At 40.5% G+C, this 18,261-nt stretch carries 16 protein-coding genes; 6 read left to right on the forward strand and 10 right to left on the reverse strand.

Annotated features, from left to right (window positions below):
- Positions 1–143: 143 nt before the first annotated feature.
- From ACVCDT_RS05180 to pabB, 3 genes are all read right to left on the reverse strand, one after another.
- Entirely contained in the window at positions 144–1,517 is a 1,374-nt protein-coding gene (locus ACVCDT_RS05180) for an L-serine ammonia-lyase (RefSeq protein ID WP_447131700.1), read from the reverse strand.
- 123 nt (positions 1,518–1,640) lie between these two features.
- Positions 1,641–2,207 carry a CoA pyrophosphatase gene (locus ACVCDT_RS05185; RefSeq protein ID WP_447131701.1) on the reverse strand — a complete coding sequence of 189 codons (567 nt, stop codon included), beginning with the start codon at positions 2,205–2,207 and terminating at the stop codon, positions 1,641–1,643.
- 6 nt (positions 2,208–2,213) lie between these two features.
- Positions 2,214–3,650 (reverse strand): aminodeoxychorismate synthase component I, encoded by a 1,437-nt coding sequence (gene pabB / locus ACVCDT_RS05190; RefSeq protein WP_447131702.1) that lies wholly within the window; start codon positions 3,648–3,650, stop codon positions 2,214–2,216.
- A 142-nt stretch (positions 3,651–3,792) separates the two neighbouring features.
- Between pabB and ACVCDT_RS05195 the strand changes: the two genes are divergently transcribed.
- Positions 3,793–5,313, forward strand: coding sequence for a fumarate hydratase (locus ACVCDT_RS05195; RefSeq protein WP_447131703.1), 1,521 nt, complete (start codon positions 3,793–3,795; stop codon positions 5,311–5,313).
- Between the two features lie 78 nt (positions 5,314–5,391).
- Positions 5,392–6,867, forward strand: a complete 1,476-nt coding sequence (rmuC, locus tag ACVCDT_RS05200) for a DNA recombination protein RmuC (protein ID WP_447131704.1) — start codon at positions 5,392–5,394, stop codon at positions 6,865–6,867.
- A gap of 47 nt (positions 6,868–6,914) precedes the next feature.
- Here rmuC and ACVCDT_RS05205 read toward each other — a convergent pair whose 3' ends face one another.
- Both ACVCDT_RS05205 and pepE read right to left on the reverse strand, forming a co-directional pair.
- Positions 6,915–7,310, reverse strand: coding sequence for a DUF3718 domain-containing protein (locus ACVCDT_RS05205; RefSeq protein ID WP_447131705.1), 396 nt, complete (start codon positions 7,308–7,310; stop codon positions 6,915–6,917).
- A gap of 206 nt (positions 7,311–7,516) precedes the next feature.
- Positions 7,517–8,221, reverse strand: a complete 705-nt coding sequence (gene pepE, locus ACVCDT_RS05210; RefSeq protein WP_447131706.1) for a dipeptidase PepE — start codon at positions 8,219–8,221, stop codon at positions 7,517–7,519.
- Positions 8,222–8,321: 100 nt separating this feature from the next.
- Between pepE and ACVCDT_RS05215 the strand changes: the two genes are divergently transcribed.
- Together ACVCDT_RS05215 and ACVCDT_RS05220 are read left to right on the forward strand one after the other, a co-directional pair.
- Complete coding sequence (locus tag ACVCDT_RS05215; RefSeq protein WP_447131707.1) at positions 8,322–8,798, forward strand: low molecular weight protein-tyrosine-phosphatase; 477 nt, start codon at positions 8,322–8,324, stop codon at positions 8,796–8,798.
- Between the two features lie 139 nt (positions 8,799–8,937).
- Positions 8,938–10,281 (forward strand): class II 3-deoxy-7-phosphoheptulonate synthase, encoded by a 1,344-nt coding sequence (locus tag ACVCDT_RS05220; protein ID WP_447131708.1) that lies wholly within the window; start codon positions 8,938–8,940, stop codon positions 10,279–10,281.
- A gap of 1,013 nt (positions 10,282–11,294) precedes the next feature.
- Here ACVCDT_RS05220 and ACVCDT_RS05225 read toward each other — a convergent pair.
- On the reverse strand, positions 11,295–11,768 hold the full coding sequence (locus ACVCDT_RS05225; protein WP_447131709.1) for an NYN domain-containing protein: 474 nt from the start codon (positions 11,766–11,768) through the stop codon (positions 11,295–11,297).
- Between the two features lie 142 nt (positions 11,769–11,910).
- On the opposite strand from ACVCDT_RS05225, the gene ACVCDT_RS05230 reads away from it, so the two are divergent.
- Both ACVCDT_RS05230 and ACVCDT_RS05235 read left to right on the forward strand, forming a co-directional pair.
- Complete coding sequence (locus ACVCDT_RS05230; RefSeq protein ID WP_447131710.1) at positions 11,911–12,054, forward strand: hypothetical protein; 144 nt, start codon at positions 11,911–11,913, stop codon at positions 12,052–12,054.
- Positions 12,055–12,142: 88 nt separating this feature from the next.
- Positions 12,143–12,355 (forward strand): hypothetical protein, encoded by a 213-nt coding sequence (locus ACVCDT_RS05235; protein WP_447131711.1) that lies wholly within the window; start codon positions 12,143–12,145, stop codon positions 12,353–12,355.
- A 104-nt stretch (positions 12,356–12,459) separates the two neighbouring features.
- Here ACVCDT_RS05235 and ACVCDT_RS05240 read toward each other — a convergent pair whose 3' ends face one another.
- The 4 genes from ACVCDT_RS05240 to ACVCDT_RS05255 all read right to left on the reverse strand — a co-directional run bounded on the left by ACVCDT_RS05240 (position 12,460) and on the right by ACVCDT_RS05255 (position 18,202).
- Positions 12,460–14,046, reverse strand: coding sequence for an ABC-F family ATPase (locus ACVCDT_RS05240; RefSeq protein ID WP_447131712.1), 1,587 nt, complete (start codon positions 14,044–14,046; stop codon positions 12,460–12,462).
- Between the two features lie 131 nt (positions 14,047–14,177).
- Positions 14,178–16,256, reverse strand: coding sequence for a transglutaminase TgpA family protein (locus ACVCDT_RS05245; RefSeq protein ID WP_447131713.1), 2,079 nt, complete (start codon positions 16,254–16,256; stop codon positions 14,178–14,180).
- The gene (locus tag ACVCDT_RS05250; protein ID WP_447131714.1) at positions 16,253–17,269 is read right to left on the reverse strand and encodes a DUF58 domain-containing protein; all 1,017 of its coding nucleotides are present in this window, start codon (positions 17,267–17,269) and stop codon (positions 16,253–16,255) included. The genes ACVCDT_RS05245 and ACVCDT_RS05250 overlap by 4 nt, the downstream gene beginning before the upstream one ends.
- Before the next feature lie 12 nt (positions 17,270–17,281).
- Entirely contained in the window at positions 17,282–18,202 is a 921-nt protein-coding gene (locus tag ACVCDT_RS05255; RefSeq protein WP_447131715.1) for an AAA family ATPase, read from the reverse strand.
- Positions 18,203–18,261: the final 59 nt, after the last annotated feature.

Here is an 18,261-nt window from a genome sequence, read left to right on the forward strand (position 1 = left end):
GGCAGTTTAAATAGCGAGTTAAAATGAAAAAAAACGGCGATAGTCTCAATGCCTATCGCCGTTTTTTGTTAACTTACTAACAGTTGACTTTGCCTCACTAAACCAAGTTAAGTACCTGATTTATTAAAGCTTAGCTGCTTTAACTAACACTCAATTATATTTACCGCTAATCCACCACGGGCGGTTTCTTTATATTTAGACTTCATATCATTACCTGTATCCCACATGGTTTTAATGACTTTATCTAAAGAAACTTTGTGTTGACCCGTGCCGCGTAAGGCCAGGCGCGAGGCATTGATGGCCTTGATTGCGCCCATAGCATTTCGCTCAATACAAGGCACTTGCACTAGTCCACCTACCGGATCGCAGGTTAATCCAAGGTTATGTTCCATGCCTATTTCGGCGGCATTTTCTACCGCGTCCACCGAACCGCCTACTATTTCTGTAAGCGCCCCCGCAGCCATAGAGCAGGCAACACCCACTTCGCCTTGGCATCCAACTTCGGCACCAGATATCGAGGCGTTCTTTTTATATAAAATGCCTATTGCTGCGGCAGTTAATAAATATCGACTAACAATCTCTTTATTAACCGGTTTTACAAACTTATTGAAGTAACACAATACAGCTGGAATGATGCCAGCTGCACCATTAGTTGGGGCTGTTACTACAGTACCGCCAGCGGCGTTTTCTTCATTAACCGCTAATGCAAATAAGTTTACCCAATCCATGGCCACCATAGGATCGGCAGATTGTTCACTTTGCAAACGGCGATACAAGGCGGGTGCGCGTCGTGTCACTTTTAGGCCGCCAGGCAAAATACCTTCTGACTCAATACCTGTTTCTACACTTTTATACATGACCTGCCAAATATGCCAAAGCTTGTCGATAATTTGTTCTTTGGGCTGAAATACTTGTTCGTTTTTCATCATTAAAGAACTAATGCATAAGCCGTTTTCTTTACACATTTCTAAAAGTTGTGCAGCACTGCTGAAGTTAAAAGGCACGGGCTGCTCTTCATGGATAAGGGCAGCGACTTTTTCATCTTCAAAGTCTTGTTCACGAATGATAAATCCCCCACCAATAGAAAAGTAGGTTTGCGAACTAATACATTCATTTTTAGACAAGGCATGAATAGTCATACCGTTTGCATGTTGTTTTAATGATTTTCGTCTGTGGAATACAATGGCGTTTTCATCCGGAAAGCGAATGACTTTCTGACCATTTAAGTTTAATTGTTGTTGCTCTCTGACTTGCACTAACAATCCATCAACTATTGAGCTATCAATGGTTTCTGGGGCATAGCCTAACAGACCTAAAATGACCGCTTTACCTGTGCCATGGCCTTTACCTGTTTGGCCTAGTGAGCCAAATAATTCCACTTTAATTTCGTCTGTTTGCTCAAACAAAGCTTGTTCGATTAATTGCTCGCAAAATGCTTTTGCGGCACGCATAGGGCCCACTGTGTGAGAGCTCGACGGCCCAATGCCAATACTAAACATATCAAAAACGCTGATCATAGTCGCTGATCCATAGAGATAAAAATAATGAGGTGAATTGTGCGGGTTTAGTGGCTACAGCACAATAGGCATGGGAACTTAGCTTAGGCTTAACTGTGTAAAGATAGCTTTATACAAAGCCACTTAAAAGTGATTAGATAAGTTGCGAACAAAGGCTGCCGTGGCCCCCCAAATGTGATGTTGTTTCCAAGGGATAAAGTAAACAGGAAAATGCCCATTTTTGCGCTTAACCCAATGAATATAGTGGTTGTTTTTGTCTAACAAAAAACTAAGAGGGACTTCAAAGGTGCTGTCTACCTCATTTTTATCCAGTTGTAATTTTATTGGGGCCGAAATAAATCCTATGTATGGCAAAACCTCATAACGAGTAACAGTGCGATATAGAGGTAAATTGCCAATGATTTCAACGTCTATTGGCGCCACTCCCACTTCTTCTTGGGTTTCTCGTAAGGCAGTGTCGATAAGGGATTTATCTTCTGGCTCTTGTTTACCCCCAGGAAAGCTCACTTGCCCAGCGTGATGCTTTAATTGCTTGGAACGAACAGTAAACAACACAGTGAGTTCTTCGTTGTACTCTAAAATAGGCATTAATACAGCGGCGGGTTTTCCCGCTTCTCGTAACGGAAAATCTGCCACTTTGCTAATTTGTCTAGCATGGTGAAATTGATTTAGAAACGCCGCTTTATCCATAGAGTGTTAACCTAGTTCAATATCTGTTTGCTTGGGATTTAATATAGGCAATATTTTAGACACTTTGTCTAAAGATTCCTGATATTCAGCCTCTGGATCAGAATCAAGCACTATGCCACCGCCAGCCCAGCAGTGTAGTTTTTTGGGAAGCTGATCTGTTTCACAGAGTAAGGTACGAATACAAATACTGGTATCCATATCGCCCATTGCACTCATATAGCCTATGCTACCGCAATAAATATTACGATTATTAGGCTCTAATTCGTCAATAATTTGCATGGCTCTTATCTTAGGCGCACCGGTAATAGAGCCGCCAGGAAAGGCACCTTGCAATAAATCTAGGGCATGACTTTCACGAGGTAAGGTGGCGGTAATAGTACTGACTAAATGGTGTACCGCAGCAAAACTTTCTACTTCAAATAAAGCTGGCACTTCTACCGTTCCAGCTTGGCAATGTTTGCTTAAATCGTTTCTTAGCAAATCTACTATCATCAAGTTTTCGGCCTGATCTTTTTCTGCCTGTTTTAAGGCTTCGATTTGGGCCTGATCAAGGCTGGCATCTGTGTGCCTAGGGCGCGTGCCTTTAATGGGTTTAGTTTGTACCTGGTTGTCTTGATCTACAGAAATAAAGCGTTCTGGGGAAATACTCAGTAGGGTGGCATCTTTTAACCGAATAAAAGCAGAAAAAGGCGCTTTATTGGCTTCTCGCAACATTTGATAGGCCTGCCATTCATTGCCTTGATAATCAGCAGTAAAGCGTTGAGCCAAGTTAATTTGATAACAATCTCCAGCCTGTAAATAATGCGAAATTCGGCTCATTTTTTGGTTGTATTGGTCTTGGCTCATATTGGCTTGCCAGTCGCTAGTCAAACTAAAGCCCTGAGTAAGCGCAGGCTTATCCAACAAGTTTTGTATGTCTTTTGCGCTTGGATGCGCATATTCTTGCAGATAACAAAGGTAAAACCGCTGCTGATGATTATCTTTAATGAGACTCCAAGCATAAATACCTACAGCCATATCGGGTGCACTATAATGATCCAGATTTTTATCTGGTAGGGCTTCAAATACTTTGCCTAAATCGTATCCAAACATACCTAAAGCACCAACTTTAAATGGTAATGGCAAAGAAGATAATTGACTACACTGTGATTTATCCATGCATTTATGAAGCAAGTCTTGAACCAGTTTTAGTGGGTTTTGTTGGTTGTTTGTTTGTTGATTATTTGATTTTGTCCAAACTACACTATTTTTGCCCTTAGTGGTAACTGTGGCAATGGGATCTGCTACCAAAATGTCAAAGCGCCCGTCTTGATGTTTACTGTCTGCTGAGTCGAGTAACATAGCCCATTCTTGTTGCGCATAATGAGCGAAAATATCGGTAATTGGGGTGTGCTTTGGTAAGTCAAGGGTGTCTATGGCGAGGTGGTATTTTGAGCTATACATGATAAAAACTTTTACAAACCTTAAAAATAAAGAGCTAGTGGCTAAATGTCTTGATGCTGGGCTGAAATGTCGTGGAGCAATAAACCGGTTCAGGTTATCATAGTCAGCATAGTATTCATTTTAAAAAATATAAGAGGCAACTATGGCTGTTATTCGTCAGCAGGATTTTATCGATAGTATTGAAGAGTCACTTCAGTTTATTTCTTATTACCACCCTTTAGATTACATAAAGGCAGTAGAAAAAGCCTACAACAAAGAGCAAAGCCAAGCGGCAAAAGATGCCATGGCACAAATCTTAATTAACTCAAGAATGTCTGCTGAAGGTAAACGTCCATTGTGCCAAGACACAGGTATTGTAACCTGTTTTGTTAAAATTGGTATGGGCGTGCAATGGGATAAAACCGATTTAACTGTGCAACAAATGGTAGACGAAGGAACCAGACGTGCCTATTTAAATCCAGATAATCCATTACGTGCATCAATAGTTGCTGATCCTGCAGGTAAGCGCATTAATACCAAAGATAATACGCCAGCAGTAGTGCATATAGATACTGTACCCGGTGATAAAATCGAAGTGATGATAGCGGCTAAAGGTGGTGGTTCAGAAAATAAATCTAAGATGGTAATGCTTAATCCTAGTGATGATATTGCTGAATGGGTAGTCAAAACCTTACCCACTATGGGGGCAGGGTGGTGTCCACCTGGCATGTTAGGCATAGGCATTGGTGGTACAGCAGAAAAAGCCGCTGTATTAGCCAAAGAAAGCTTAATGGATCCTGTGGATATTCAAGAGCTAATGGACAGAGGCGCTCAGACCACTGAAGAAAAATTACGTTTAGATATTTTTAAGAAAGTAAACGACTTAGGTATAGGCGCACAAGGTTTAGGTGGGTTAACCACAGTAGTAGACATTAAAATTAAGTCTTTACCAACACATGCTGCTTCTAAGCCTGTTGCTATGATCCCCAATTGTGCTGCTACTCGCCATGCCCATTTTTATTTAGATGGCTCAGGTGCTGCCGAGTTTACTCCGCCTAAATTAGAAGATTGGCCAAAAGTAACTTGGGAAGTAGGCGAAAGCACGCGCAGAGTTGACCTAAACTCAGTGACGAAAGAAGACATTCAAGATTGGAAAGTGGGCGAAACCTTATTATTGTCGGGCAAAATGTTAACTGGCCGTGATGCGGCGCATAAGCGCATTCAAACTATGCTAGCCAATGGTGAAGGTTTACCAGAAGGGGTCGATTTTAATAATAAATTTATTTACTACGTAGGCCCAGTCGATGCGGTTAGAGATGAAGCCGTAGGTCCTGCAGGCCCAACTACTGCCACACGCATGGATAAGTTTACTGACATGATGCTAGAGCAAACCGGTATCAGCGGTATGATAGGTAAAGCTGAGCGTGGCCCCGCAACTGTTGCTAGCATTGCTAAACATAAGTCTGTTTATTTAATGGCTGTGGGCGGTGCGGCATATTTGGTTTCTAAAGCAATTAAAAAGGCCAAAGTAGTGGCTTTTGAAGATTTAGGTATGGAAGCAATTTATGAGTTTGACGTGAAAGATATGCCAGTGACTGTAGCAGTTGATAGCACAGGAGCTAATGCCCACGAAACGGGCCCAGCTATTTGGAAAGTCAAAATTGCTGACATGCAAAAAGACTAACCGCTAACACTCACGAGCGGCGAAGAAACAAAGACTTCGCCGCTTTTTTTAATATTTGGTATAGAAGAATCTATTAGTATGAGTCAATTGAATGACCCCTTTATTCTAACCTGTTTATTTGTTGCACTAATTATTGGCATTTTTCTGGGTACTATTTTTATGGCTAGAAAAGCCAAGCAGGCCGCCCAGCAACAAATAGACCAAAATCATCTTATTTTTGCCCAACAAGAAAACCAACTAAAAGAACGCATAGCCCAACAAGAGGCGAGTTTAGATGCCCTAACTCAAGAACAAAAATTAGCCCAAGCCGAGCGAATGGAAACGCAAAACAAGCTGGGGCAATTAACCCAACAAGTGGCCAGAATAAGTGAGCTCGAACACGAAAAAAATTATTGGCAGACTCAATACCAAAACAGCAATAAAGAAGCGGGGAATTTACGCACTCAGTTAGAAGCTCAAGCTGCACGTTTTGAACAAGAACAAATTGCCAGCCAAGATAAATTACAATTATTAGAAGCCGCTGAGAAAAGACTACAAGACCAATTCGAAAACCTTGCCAATAAAATATTTGAACAAAAACAAGAGAAGTTTAGCCAAACCAGTAAAGCTGGGCTGGATTCAATTTTAACTCCGTTAAAAGAACAAATAGAAGGCTTTAAAAAACAAGTTTCAGATCAATATGTAAAAGAAGGCCAAGAGCGCGCCTCTTTAAAGACTGAAATTTTAGGCCTAAAAGAATTAAATCAACAAATAACGCACGACGCCGCAGCCTTAACCAAAGCACTAAAAGGCGACAACAAAGCCCAAGGTAATTGGGGTGAAGTGGTACTAGAGCGCGTATTAAAAGAATCTGGTTTGCGTGAAGGGCATGAGTTCGACACTCAAGTGCCATTAAAAAATGAGCAAGGAAAAAGCTTTCAACCTGATGTAGTGGTGCACTTACCCAACGACAAAGATGTGGTGATTGACTCTAAAGTGTCTTTGGCCGCCTACGAACGCTATTTTAATGAACACGATGATGAACTCGCGCGCGCCGTGCATTTAAAAGAGCATATCAATTCAATCCGCAGCCATATAAAAGAATTAGGCAAAAAAGACTACCAAGATTTAAAAGGCATTCGCACCTTAGACTATGTGTTAATGTTTATTCCCATTGAATCAGCCTTTTTGCTGGCCGCAGATCAGGCGCCAGAGTTAATGAAGTTAGCTTTCGACCACAATATTATGTTGGTGAGTCCGACTAACTTGTTGGTAGCCTTACGAACTATTAACAATATATGGCAATACGAATACCAAAATCAAAACGCACAAAAAATTGCAGAAAATGCCGCCAAACTCTACGACAAATTTCATGGCTTTATTGCCGACATGGATAAGTTAGGTAAAAGCATTGATTCTGGACAAAAACATTTTGATGCCGCCATGAACAAATTATCTAGCGGTAAAGGCAATTTAATTCGCCAAGTTGAACAGTTTCGTAAGTTAGGGGTTCAGAGCAATAAAAAGCTGGACGCTAATTTATTAGACAGTGCCCATGCCCAAGACTTGGATTAAAAACCAAACGGCCTAAATACAGGCCGTTTTTAATTTTATAGATAAAATTATATTCTGCTTTTTAGAGCAGCAAGAATGGGGGAGTCAGCTAAGCCTTTTTCTTGAGCCCAAGCTATCACTGTTTTACCGTCTTGTTCTGGTGAGCTTAAATCACCCTTAGGCATTTTTTTCACCATTAAGGTGCCTGTTTCTACTGCATTACTTAACATAGCAGTGCGAATTAAACTGTTACCACCACAAGTAATACCAGAATAATAATCTTTTAAGCTTAGCTTGTAGTCTGATTGAACACGCTTCATCTTTTGGCGTAGCTCTGCTTTGTCGTCAGCTTTTACAATAGTGCATATATTTTGCAGAGCATCACTCACTTCTGCTTGGGCAAAAGCTAAAGGTAAACTAGACATTAAAGCTAGTGAAATTGCGGTGTTTACGATTTTCAACATGATCAATTTTCTCGAAATAAAATTTTTTTGATTTAAGGTTTTCTAAAGCAGTTTTGCTTAAGTGCGCGGATTAAAATCTATTTCTGGATTTGGGGATATAAAAATGACAATACATAGGTATTAAGATGTATAACTAACAATTAATAGATGGGCCTAAAAGCCCATCTGTGGCGCGAATGTTGACGGTTAAGTTGAGTTTTAAAATGTTATAGATATTCACTCAAATCTTGGTTGGGTTGCAGACTTAACTGCTTAGTTCCTTGAAAGACTACCCCGGTTAAATCCCCAATAAGGCTTAACTTATTCCCTTGAACTAACAAAGCGCTACCTTCACGAATGCCTACTACCGGCATATCTGGATTCAAAATACAAAACTCTTGGATGCGCTGTGCGCGAGTTTCACCATTGTGTCCTGGTGGTTGATAATCTGTGTAATGTGGGTTGAGTTGAAATGGCACCAAATTTAACGCATCAAAGCTAGGAGGTTGAATAATAGGCATATCGTTAGTGGTTCTTATACTGTTGCCACAGATATTAGAGCCAGCGCTCCAGCCAATATAAGCTGTACCTTGGTTCACTTTAGTCTGAATATCCTTGATTAACTCTTGTTGGTATAGTTGATTCAGCAGGTTAAAAGTATTGCCGCCTCCTACCAAAATAGCTTGAGCTTGCTGGATGGCCTGTTTGGCATCGGTAAATTGATGAATGCCTTGCACCTGATACTGAGGTAAAGCATTTTGTACTTTTTGGGTATAGTCATCCCAACTTATAGAAACACCAGCATAAGGAATAAACACAAGTTTGGTAATGCCGGCTAAATGCGTGTCTATAAGGGGAATGGCATGCTGTAAGAAATCTTCGTCGGCTTTTCTTGAACTACTTAACATTAAAAGCTGTTTTAATTGAGACATTTTTAAAATTAATCCGTTTTACTACTAGACGCACAATTATAGCTAGTTAGAATAGTTTGCATAGCCAAGTTCTTTTACCGACTCATTGCAGAGGGATCACATGTCTGGTTACCGCCCCCGTGTACTACTAGTATGTTTAGGAAATATTTGTCGTTCACCTAGTGCCGAAGCGGTACTGATTAAAAAGGCCTCGGAAAATGGAATAGATCTAGAGATAGATTCAGCTGGCACTGCGGGTTACCACGATGGAGCTGCACCTGATAAACGCTCACAAGCCGTTGCCATAGAACGAGGTTATCAATTTGACGGGATAAAATGCCGAAAAGTCACAGAGCAAGATTTTGTGTATTTTGATTATATTTTGGCTATGGATAAAGAAAACCTATCTAATTTAACCGCTATTTGCCCTTCTGAGTATCAACAAAAATTGGCATTATTTTTAAGTTTTAGTACAGCCGAAGAAAGTGAAGTGCCCGATCCCTATTACGGTGGCAAACGTGGCTTTGAGTATGTACTTGATTTAATTGAACAAGGTGCTGATGGTTTGATTGCACACTTAAAATTAACTGAGACATAAGTTATCCCAATATAGTTGTTTAAAATTAATCTTAGTGATTGAATTTTTGTTTTATTCCCTCTAAGTTCACCAACTGCTTGTTGATAAGTGATTTTATCGACTACCTTAGTTCTACTATCCTACGTTTTGAGGACGCATTGTGAGTAATTGGCAACCTGATAGTTGGCGTGCAAAGCCAATATTGCAACAACCGGTTTATGAAGACCAAAAACAGTTAAGTGATGTTGAGGCTACCCTTAAAAGTTATCCGCCTTTAGTATTTGCCGCCGAAACACGTGATCTGTACAAACAATTAGGTGAAGTCTCTAAAGGCAAGGGCTTTTTGCTCCAAGGGGGCGATTGCGCCGAGTCATTTGATGAATTTAATGCACCAAAGATCCGCGATACCTTTAAAGTTATTTTACAAATGGCCATAGTGTTAACTTATGCAGGGCGCTGTCCTGTGACTAAAGTGGCACGAATGGCAGGGCAGTATGCTAAACCTCGATCAGGTGATTACGAAACCATAAATGGTGTTTCGCTGCCGAGTTATCGTGGCGATATTATTAATAGTTTTGAATTTACAGAAGCGGCGCGCCGCCCCGATCCTAACCGTATGATCGAAGCTTATCACCGTGGTGCTTCAACATTAAACTTGTTGCGAGCCTTTGCACAAGGCGGCTTAGCAGATCTACATGAAGTCAATCGTTGGAATATGGCCTTTGTAGAAAATAACCCGTTAAAAGATCGTTACCAAGACTTGGCTAAGCGTATTCAAGATACCTTAGAATTTATGGATGTGATGGGGATTAACTCAACTAATACCCCAACCTTACATGAAACCACCTTGTTTACCTCACATGAGGCCTTGTTATTAAATTACGAGCAAGCTCTAACGCGAGTCGATACGCTAACAGGAAATTGGTACAACTGTTCTGCGCATATGTTATGGATTGGCGAGCGTACTCGTCAATTAGATCATGCGCACTTGGAGTTTTTCCGCGGCATTCATAACCCTATAGGGGTAAAAGTAGGGCCAAGCATGCAAGAAGATGAGTTAATTCAACTCATTGATGCCTTGAACCCTGACAATGATCCAGGGCGCTTAACTCTGATTACCCGAATGGGGGCTGATAAACTCGAACAACATTTGCCAAAACTTTTAGCTAGAGTGAAAAGAGAAGGGCGAAATGTAGTGTGGAGTTCTGATCCAATGCACGGCAATACTTTTAAAGCTTCTAGCGGATATAAAACCCGAAATTTTGATGACATTTTACGTGAAATTCAGCAGTTTTTTGCCGCACATAAAGCCGAAGGTACCCATGCCGGCGGGATCCATTTAGAGATGACTGGTCAACATGTGACTGAGTGTACAGGTGGCGCGTACAAAATAAGTGATGACGACTTAGCCCAAGCCTATCAGACTCAATGTGATCCTAGGTTAAATGCAGATCAGGTGTTAGAAATGGCATTTTTAGTAGCTGATCACCTAAGAGTGGCTTAGCCAATTCATGAAGCACTGATTGAGAAGTTGTCATACGCCTTTGGCTAAGGCGTATGACAGGTTCACTGAGAAAGCAGACACTGTCCAATTAACCTTTCCCCGTCGTTCTCGCGAAAGCGGGAACCCACTTCAATACCTGTGAAATGACGATAAACAATGTCAATGCTGTCTCTGTTAAAAGCACGCTTCGCGCCATCATCCGTGATGGTTTATGTCTCGAATCCCTTCGAGCCAGCTACTCTTTTTCAACAGCCAAAAAGAGTAGCCAGAAAAGGCCGCTCGTCACTATGTTCTTCATCCAATAATTTAGGTAATTTAGCAGGTCGTTTTCCATCGTTCCCTACGATGAAAACTCAATTTGCTCCCGGCAAATTGCCCTACTAAATTACCTAAATTATTGGCGAACATACACACGAGTCAAAATCAAAAGAAAAAAGCATCGGCTTTGCCGATAACAGCATAGATTTTAGTGGCTCCGCCACTGTTAATCGCCTTTAAAGTTTCAGCAAAAAATGGCTTATTTTAGGGGCAAATGGCAAGGACGCCATTTGAGTGAAATCCGGAGGGAACTATATTTAGCGACCATAAAATAAGCCTTTTTTTGCGGTTAAGAACTTTAAGTGGCGAGCGGCCTTTCTTGCTTACTTCTTTTGGCTGTTGAAAAGAAGTGAGTCGCACAGAAGGGATTCTGTGTGAAAAACATCAGGACGATGGCGCGAAGCGTGCTTTCAAAAAACCAAGCCCAATGACGGAGTGACAAGTAAGAGTGTAAGCGACCGCAATTGACACCAAGCTGAGCTTTCCCAATCGAGTTGGGAATGACGGTTATTGGCATTTAGTTGCAATTTAAAAACCGATTTTAATAACCTTCTGTAATTTGTCTTTAGTTACCTGTTAGAGGGTGTCTGAACCTTAAACTGCAAGTGTAAAATCAGAGAAGAGTGACTAAAAGTAACCAAATACTTAGGCTTTTCCTGCTAAATATCCCTTAGATAAAATCTCTAAGATAAAGCTTATTGCAACAAGTCTTGTTCTATTTTAACAAATTCGTTAGTTGCCTGAATAAGTGACGTCGCGGTAAGTTGCTCGACCCCATAGACTATGGTTTTACATTGGTATTTTTGTTGTACTTTATTTAGCAATAAATCAAAATCCCCATCGCCAGACAAGAGTACTATGGTATCGGCTTGTGGAGCTTGCTCTAGTACATCTATAGCAATGCCTACATCCCAGTCACCTTTAGCTGAGCCATCGCTGCGTTGTATATAAGGTTTTAATTTAACCTCAAAGCCTATGTGTTTTAACGCACTTTGAAATTTTTGCTGCTGTTGATCGCCTTTATCTATGGCATAGGCAGTGGCACTAATGATTTCACCTTGATTGCTAAGGTGTTGCCAAAAACGTCGGTAATTAAATTGTCGGCCAAATGCCTGTCGGGTGGTGTAATAGATATTCTGCACATCTACAAATAACGCTATGCTCGACAAAATACTGCCTCAAAAGTAAATTAGCTTTAAAGCATAACACTTTTAATAGGTAAAATTTTGCTTGAAAAGTCTATTTATTGACCATATAGTCAAATTATTATTGCTTATTGGATAAAAGCAACGTATCTTGCTGGTCGGTTTGTTGACCCTCTCTCAACACAAACCTTCAATGTTATGTCTTTCTTTGATCCAGTCAGCCAACATTAATAATGTAATGAAGCAGTTATTAGCTGTGTATTTACCCGAACAAGCTGAATTATCGTACGACGAAATAGTGAGTATTTAGTCTTCTGGCAAAGGAAAATTGCCGATTTCTCAATCAATGAAAAACCTTAGGGTAGTATCGTCAAAACTATAATGGGCTTATTTTAATTATGAGCAAGTTAATCCTTGGTCTTTTTGTAGTGAGTTTTATTATGTCTTATACATACAATGGAACACAGATTTCAGTGAGTTGCCCAGTGCAAAACATCTCTGTGAATAAAAATAAAGTGGCCTTTGCCGATAAGTGTGGACTAAAAGTTGGAACTTTTGCCAACACCACTGAAACCAAACAATTTGTGTCTTGGTTATTAAATATTAAATAACTGAGCCAGTTACAGGCTGTAGGCAAACAGCACGAAGTAAAAAAAAGCATAAAAAAACCGGATTAAAAATCCGGTTTTTTTGGTTTTAGCTTTTAAGCCAACTTCTAAACCCCTTGGCTGGCCAAGTAGCTTTCGTAGTCGCCTTTAAAATCAACTATGCCAGTAGGTTGCATATCAATAATGCGAGTGGCCACTGAAGATACAAACTCTCTATCATGACTAACAAACACTAAGGTGCCTTTGTAGTTTTCAAGGGCTAAGTTAAGTGATTCGATAGATTCCATATCTAAGTGGTTAGTGGGTTCGTCCATCACTAAAATATTAGGCTTTTGTAACATGAGTTTACCAAACAACATACGACCTTGTTCACCACCAGAAATAACTTTTACCGATTTGTTAATTTCATTTTGCGAGAATAACAAACGGCCTAAAGTTCCACGTATGACTTGTTCGTCGTCACCTTCTTGGGCCCATTGATACATCCAGTCCATCAGTGTCATATCGGTTTCAAAGTCAGCAGCATGATCTTGTGCATAATAACCAATATTACTGTTATCAGACCATTTAACTGTGCCTTGAGTTAGCTCTGTATCGCCCACTAAACATTTAAGCAAGGTGGTTTTACCTACACCATTTGGGCCGATAACCGCTACGCGTTCACCCACTTCAACCATTAAGTCGAGGTTTTTAAACAATACTTCATCATAGCTCTTAGCCAAACCTTCTACTTCTAAGGCTAGGCGGTGAAGTTTTTTATTCTCTTCAAATCGAATAAAAGGGCTTTGACGGCTAGAAGGTTTAACTTCATCTAACTGAATTTTGTCTATTTGTTTAGCCCGAGAGGTGGCTTGTTTAGATTTAGACGCATTTGCCGAAAAGCGGCTCACAAAGGCTTTTAACTCAGATATTTGGGCTTTTTTCTTAGCGTTATCTGATAATAATCTTTCTCGTGACTGAGTGGCGGCTGTCATATATTCATCGTAATTACCCGAAAACAAACGAATTTCACCGTAATCTATGTCTGCCATATGGGTACAGACTGAGTTTAGAAAGTGACGATCGTGCGAAATAATGATCATGGTACAATTACGTTCGTTTAATACCGTTTCTAACCAACGAATGGTGTTAATGTCCAAGTTATTGGTTGGCTCATCCAGCAGCATAATGTCGGGATCAGAAAATAATACTTGAGCTAATAACACCCGTAATTTCCAACCTGGGGCGATCTCGCTCATTGGGCCATAATGTTGCTCAACAGGAATGCCAACCCCAATTAATAATTCACCCGCTCTGGCTTCGGCGGTATAGCCATCCATTTCTGCAAATTCTGACTCAAGATCGGCCACTCTTATGCCGTCTTCTTCGGTCATTTCTGCTTTAGCGTAAATTCCATCGCGTTCAGACTTTACTGCCCAAAGCTCGGTGTGCCCCATCACTACAGTATCAATCACACTAAATTCTTCGTAGGCAAATTGGTCTTGCTTTAATTTACCTATACGCTCACCGGGATCGATAGACACGTTGCCTGAGGTTGGCTCTAGATCGCCACCAATTATTTTCATAAAGGTTGATTTACCACAACCGTTGGCACCAATTAGACCGTATTTATTGCCATTGCCAAATTTAGCTGACACATTTTCAAACAACGGTTTTTCACCAAATTGGATTGTTATATTTGCAGTTGTAAGCAAGTTCTTTACCTCAGTCGTAGTATTTAGCTAAGTTTTGCCAAACTTAGGTTCATTGAACAAATTCTCGGCAAAATTTCGGCGCGCATTATGGCATAAAATGGCAAGCTTAGCTAAGCGCAATAGCAGAATCTTTAGGCTTTTTGCTTGAGCTTAATTAAGGCTGACTTTAGTAATTTAATTTGACTACGCATGTGTTTATGCGCACGGTTTACAGCGTCTTTATCTAGATGTTGCGCTTGGTAGGTTAATTTAAGGTATTGGCCAGTAATAGAGGCTAAAGGCTGACTAACCTCTGTGGGGAAGGCCAATTGTACTTGTTGCTCAAATTCAACAGGGCCTTGCCAATTTTGCCTTGGGTTAGTTGTGTTAGCAAAAAGCTGCAAGGCTTTTAAGTATAATTTTAAGCTGGTAGGAACAGGTTGTTTTAACCAATGGGGTAAAAAGAATACCAGTAATAAAGCACAGATAATAAATAACACAGCAAAACTAAAAAGGGTTAATCGCATGGGCGTAAGTTGCCCCAAAATGGATTGAAATAGTTGCCTTTGTTTTTGTTGATTAAAGCCTAGTACCCAACGACTCCAATTATAATCGAGATCAGCTAAAAATAAGCGTATGTCATTCAGCCAAGAAAATTGACTCAATCTAGCTAAAGCAAAGGGAGAGTCAGCTAAAAAACTGCCTTCTGCTAGCATGGCTTGTTGTAAGCCAAATTCAATTCTATCTGGCGCCACTAGCGCGGTTGGATCAATACGTTGCCAACCCGTTTGGGCGGTATAGGCTTCTACCCAAGCATGGGCATCGTATTGATACACACTAATATAAGGAGAACTTTGTGGTCGATTAATTAATTCGCCGCCAAGATAACCCGTTACCACTCTGGCCGGTATATCAGCTAGCCTTAGGGCATAAGCCATAGCGCTGGCGTAATGACTACAAAATCCAGCTTGTTGCTCAAATAAAAACTGATCAATTGGATCTTGTTGCATCAGAACTGGCCTAAGGGTGTAGACAAAGGCTTGTTGAGTAAAAAAGTCTTTTATTGCCTGAATAATTTGCTGCTCATTTTGGCTAGACTGTTTAAGTGTTTTTACCCAGTTTTGGGTTTGTGGATTGGATTGAGTTGGCACAGTTAAATTAATTTGTCGATCTTTTGCGCTTAATGCTTGCTCAGCTAAAGCTGTAGGATAAAAGTTAAGGGAATAAACGCTCTGACTAATTAACGGGCGTTGACTGCTAAGGGTGTAATCAGTATTTAAAATGACCGCTTGGTTAGTTAACTCTGAACTAGGTAGCGATAAAGCGAGTGTGTAAAGCCAATCTTGATTGTTTGGTTCTACTATTAATTCGTAGTTTAAGCCAGCATCTGAAAATTTAGGTTTTAGTCTTTGTTTATTGTTAATTAGATACGCTTTGCTTTGTGGTCTATAGCTATTTACCTTCCAAGTTTTACCGTCAAAATCTTCCATCACAATGGCGCGCCAATAACGTTGTGAAGGACTAGGGGGGGCAAAATTAAAGGTTGCTCTAAAGGCCAAATCACTCGACTGAGTAAGCTCTGCTATATCGCCGGGCGTAATAGAATCGGCGAGTCCAGTTTGCATACCTTTTGCTGCAGGCAATCGCCACATAGGTGACAATTGAGGCATCACCAATAATAATAATAAGCCAATAGGCAGGGCTTGTAAGCTCAGAGTTCGAACCCTAGCTAGTTGGTGACTAAAAGCTAAACCAGGTGCATGTAAGCTGAGCAGACTTACTAACAAACCAAAAAGTAATACCAAGTAGAGCAGACTAAAACCAATAGATTGATTAAATATAAATCCACAACCAATTAAAAAACACACACTTAAAATAAGCTGATACACATCTTTTAGATGGCGAACTTGCATTAGCTTTAAAGCACAGGCCAATACCAGCAAATTTAGCATGCTAAACAATAAGCCAGAGGAAAAGCCAAAATAAGCTAATCCAAGCATACTTAGCACTGCGAGTAAGTTTAGGCTGCGAACGCTAGGCAAATGTTTATACCATTTTAGGTAAAGAGAGAGGCGAATAATAAAGGCGCATATTGCCAACAGCACAACCCAAGGCAAAAGGGTTTGAATTAAGCTCAAGCTCACACTAACCATGACTAGGGCTACTAAAAGTATAGCCAAAGGGTTTATTTGCCGCTGCTGTGTGTGATGTTTTCTAGAGGTAAATATCACCTTTGATTACTGCCATTGGAAAACTGCGCTAGGGCATTTAAACATTTGATTCTGTGCTCAGCGCCAGTATTAGGTGAAATTGCTAAGGCGCCCAGTTTCATGCCAAAAGGTTGATTAAGTCGGCTCAGTTCAAGCACATGAAAACACAAATGCCCAAGAGTCACTTCTAATTGCTCAGGCTGATAAGTGGGGGAGAGACATGGCTGGGGTAAAGATAACCATCCTATTTTATTGGTCTCACTAGCAAAGACTTTAGAGACCAATCCTTGACCTTTAGCTAATTGTTTCCAAGCTAAATGTTTTAAAGGGTCGCCCAATTGATAAGCTTTAAGGTGTGAAAAATCTTCTTGTCCGGTGGTTCCTTGTGCACCATACAATGTGTGAGAGTTATGCCCATGCTCGACCCAATATAAACTTAAATCGCTGGCGATAGGTTTAGGATAAACCCATTGAGTATGCTGAAAAGCTAGATGACTCCAGCATCTAAATAAGCCTAATGGAAAAAAGCTTTCAATTGTCACCCTAGGCAAAACCATTTTCCCGCGTTTTAGACAGGGGTAACTTAAATGCAAGGGGTTAGTAAATTGATTGGCATCAAACTCAATAAAATCATTAAGTGGATTTTCAAGTTTGGATGCTTGCTGATAAAAATACAGGTTGATTAACCCATTAGTGGTTAAATTCGCCGAATTAGCATTTACCCATAATGGTAAGTGCAGATTATCTCCGGCAAAAACTTCTGGGCTTTTTCCTATTTGAATATGCAGGCCTGAAAAATTTCGGTAGCTAGACAATAAACAAACTAAAAACAGCGCCAGTAAAAAGTAACATAAAAACAAAATTAAGTTGTTTTGATAATTGCTACCTAAAACAAATAACAAGCCAACTAGTAGCATATAGCCACAACCAAATTTGGCCGGAAAAATAAAGATGTTACCCTGGTTTAACAAAAATTCTGAAGCGGCGGGGATCCGCTTGTTTAACCAGTTTAATCGCATGTTTTGGGTAAACAAAGTTGACTCGCTTTAAGCTGCAATGGGATCTATGGCTTCTAACAAAACCTTACTTAGATTACCTAAAGTACTAAAATCGCTAGAGGCACTTCTTAATCTATGCTCTGTCACAGCGGGTAAAATCGCTTGTATATCTTCAGGTATAAGAAAGTCACGCTTATGAATACAAGCCCAGGCTTTGGCTGCGCCTAACAGGGCTTTACTGGCTCTAGGAGATAAAGGGTGGGCAAAGGCTTGGCTTTCGCGACTGTAGGTGACTAAGCGTAATATATAATCTAAAACTTGGTCAGATGCGTAAACTTGCTGGGCTTGGTTTTGTAACACACTAAACTCACTAAGTGTCATTACTGCTTGCAGCGATTTATTTTGAGTTTGCAAAGAAGACTTTAACATCTGCTTTTCTGATGCAGCATCGGGATAGCCTAATTGGATCCGCATTAAAAAACGGTCTAGCTGAGATTCTGGTAAGGGATAAGTGCCTGACTGATGCGATGGATTTTGCGTGCCTATAACAAAAAATGGCGTGGGCAGGGCATGGGTTTCGCCATCTAAACTCACTTGTCTTTCTTCCATGCCTTCAAGCAAGGCACTTTGGGTTTTGGGGCTGGCACGGTTAATTTCGTCGGCTAACACCAGTTGATTAAATATAGGGCCAGGGTGAAAGTGAAAACTTTGTTCTTGGTTGTCAAAGATGTTGATGCCTAGCATGTCTGCTGGCAAAAGATCTGAGGTAAATTGAATACGTGCATAGCCTAAGCCTAATACCTTAGCTAAAGCGTGGGCTAGGGTGGTTTTACCCATACCGGGTAAATCTTCAATTAATAGGTGGCCATTAGCCAATAAACAAGTTAAGGCTAGTTTTACTTGTTGATCTTTGCCTATTAATACTTTGCCGCATTCTTGTATAGCTAAATTAAGTTTATCTTGCACCATAGTAGCGAGTCTCAGTTAGGTATTTCGCGTTCTTGGCTTAGTATTCTAGTCTAATGTGT

Source organism: Paraglaciecola aestuariivivens, assembly GCF_052983255.1.

Bases quoted from the DNA above. Each gene is read 5' to 3' on its own strand.
- ACVCDT_RS05235 (WP_447131711.1), top strand. From the start codon at position 12,143: ATGAGCAAGTTAATCCTTGGTCTTTTTGTAGTGAGTTTTATTATGTCT.
- ACVCDT_RS05195 (WP_447131703.1), top strand. From the start codon at position 3,793: ATGGCTGTTATTCGTCAGCAGGATTTTATCGATAGTATTGAAGAGTCA.
- ACVCDT_RS05215 (WP_447131707.1), top strand. From the start codon at position 8,322: ATGTCTGGTTACCGCCCCCGTGTACTACTAGTATGTTTAGGAAATATT.
- pabB (WP_447131702.1), bottom strand. From the start codon at position 3,650: ATGTATAGCTCAAAATACCACCTCGCCATAGACACCCTTGACTTACCA.
- ACVCDT_RS05205 (WP_447131705.1), bottom strand. From the start codon at position 7,310: ATGTTGAAAATCGTAAACACCGCAATTTCACTAGCTTTAATGTCTAGT.
- pepE (WP_447131706.1), bottom strand. From the start codon at position 8,221: ATGTCTCAATTAAAACAGCTTTTAATGTTAAGTAGTTCAAGAAAAGCC.
- ACVCDT_RS05255 (WP_447131715.1), bottom strand. From the start codon at position 18,202: ATGGTGCAAGATAAACTTAATTTAGCTATACAAGAATGCGGCAAAGTA.
- ACVCDT_RS05185 (WP_447131701.1), bottom strand. From the start codon at position 2,207: ATGGATAAAGCGGCGTTTCTAAATCAATTTCACCATGCTAGACAAATT.
- ACVCDT_RS05180 (WP_447131700.1), bottom strand. From the start codon at position 1,517: ATGATCAGCGTTTTTGATATGTTTAGTATTGGCATTGGGCCGTCGAGC.
- rmuC (WP_447131704.1), top strand. From the start codon at position 5,392: ATGAGTCAATTGAATGACCCCTTTATTCTAACCTGTTTATTTGTTGCA.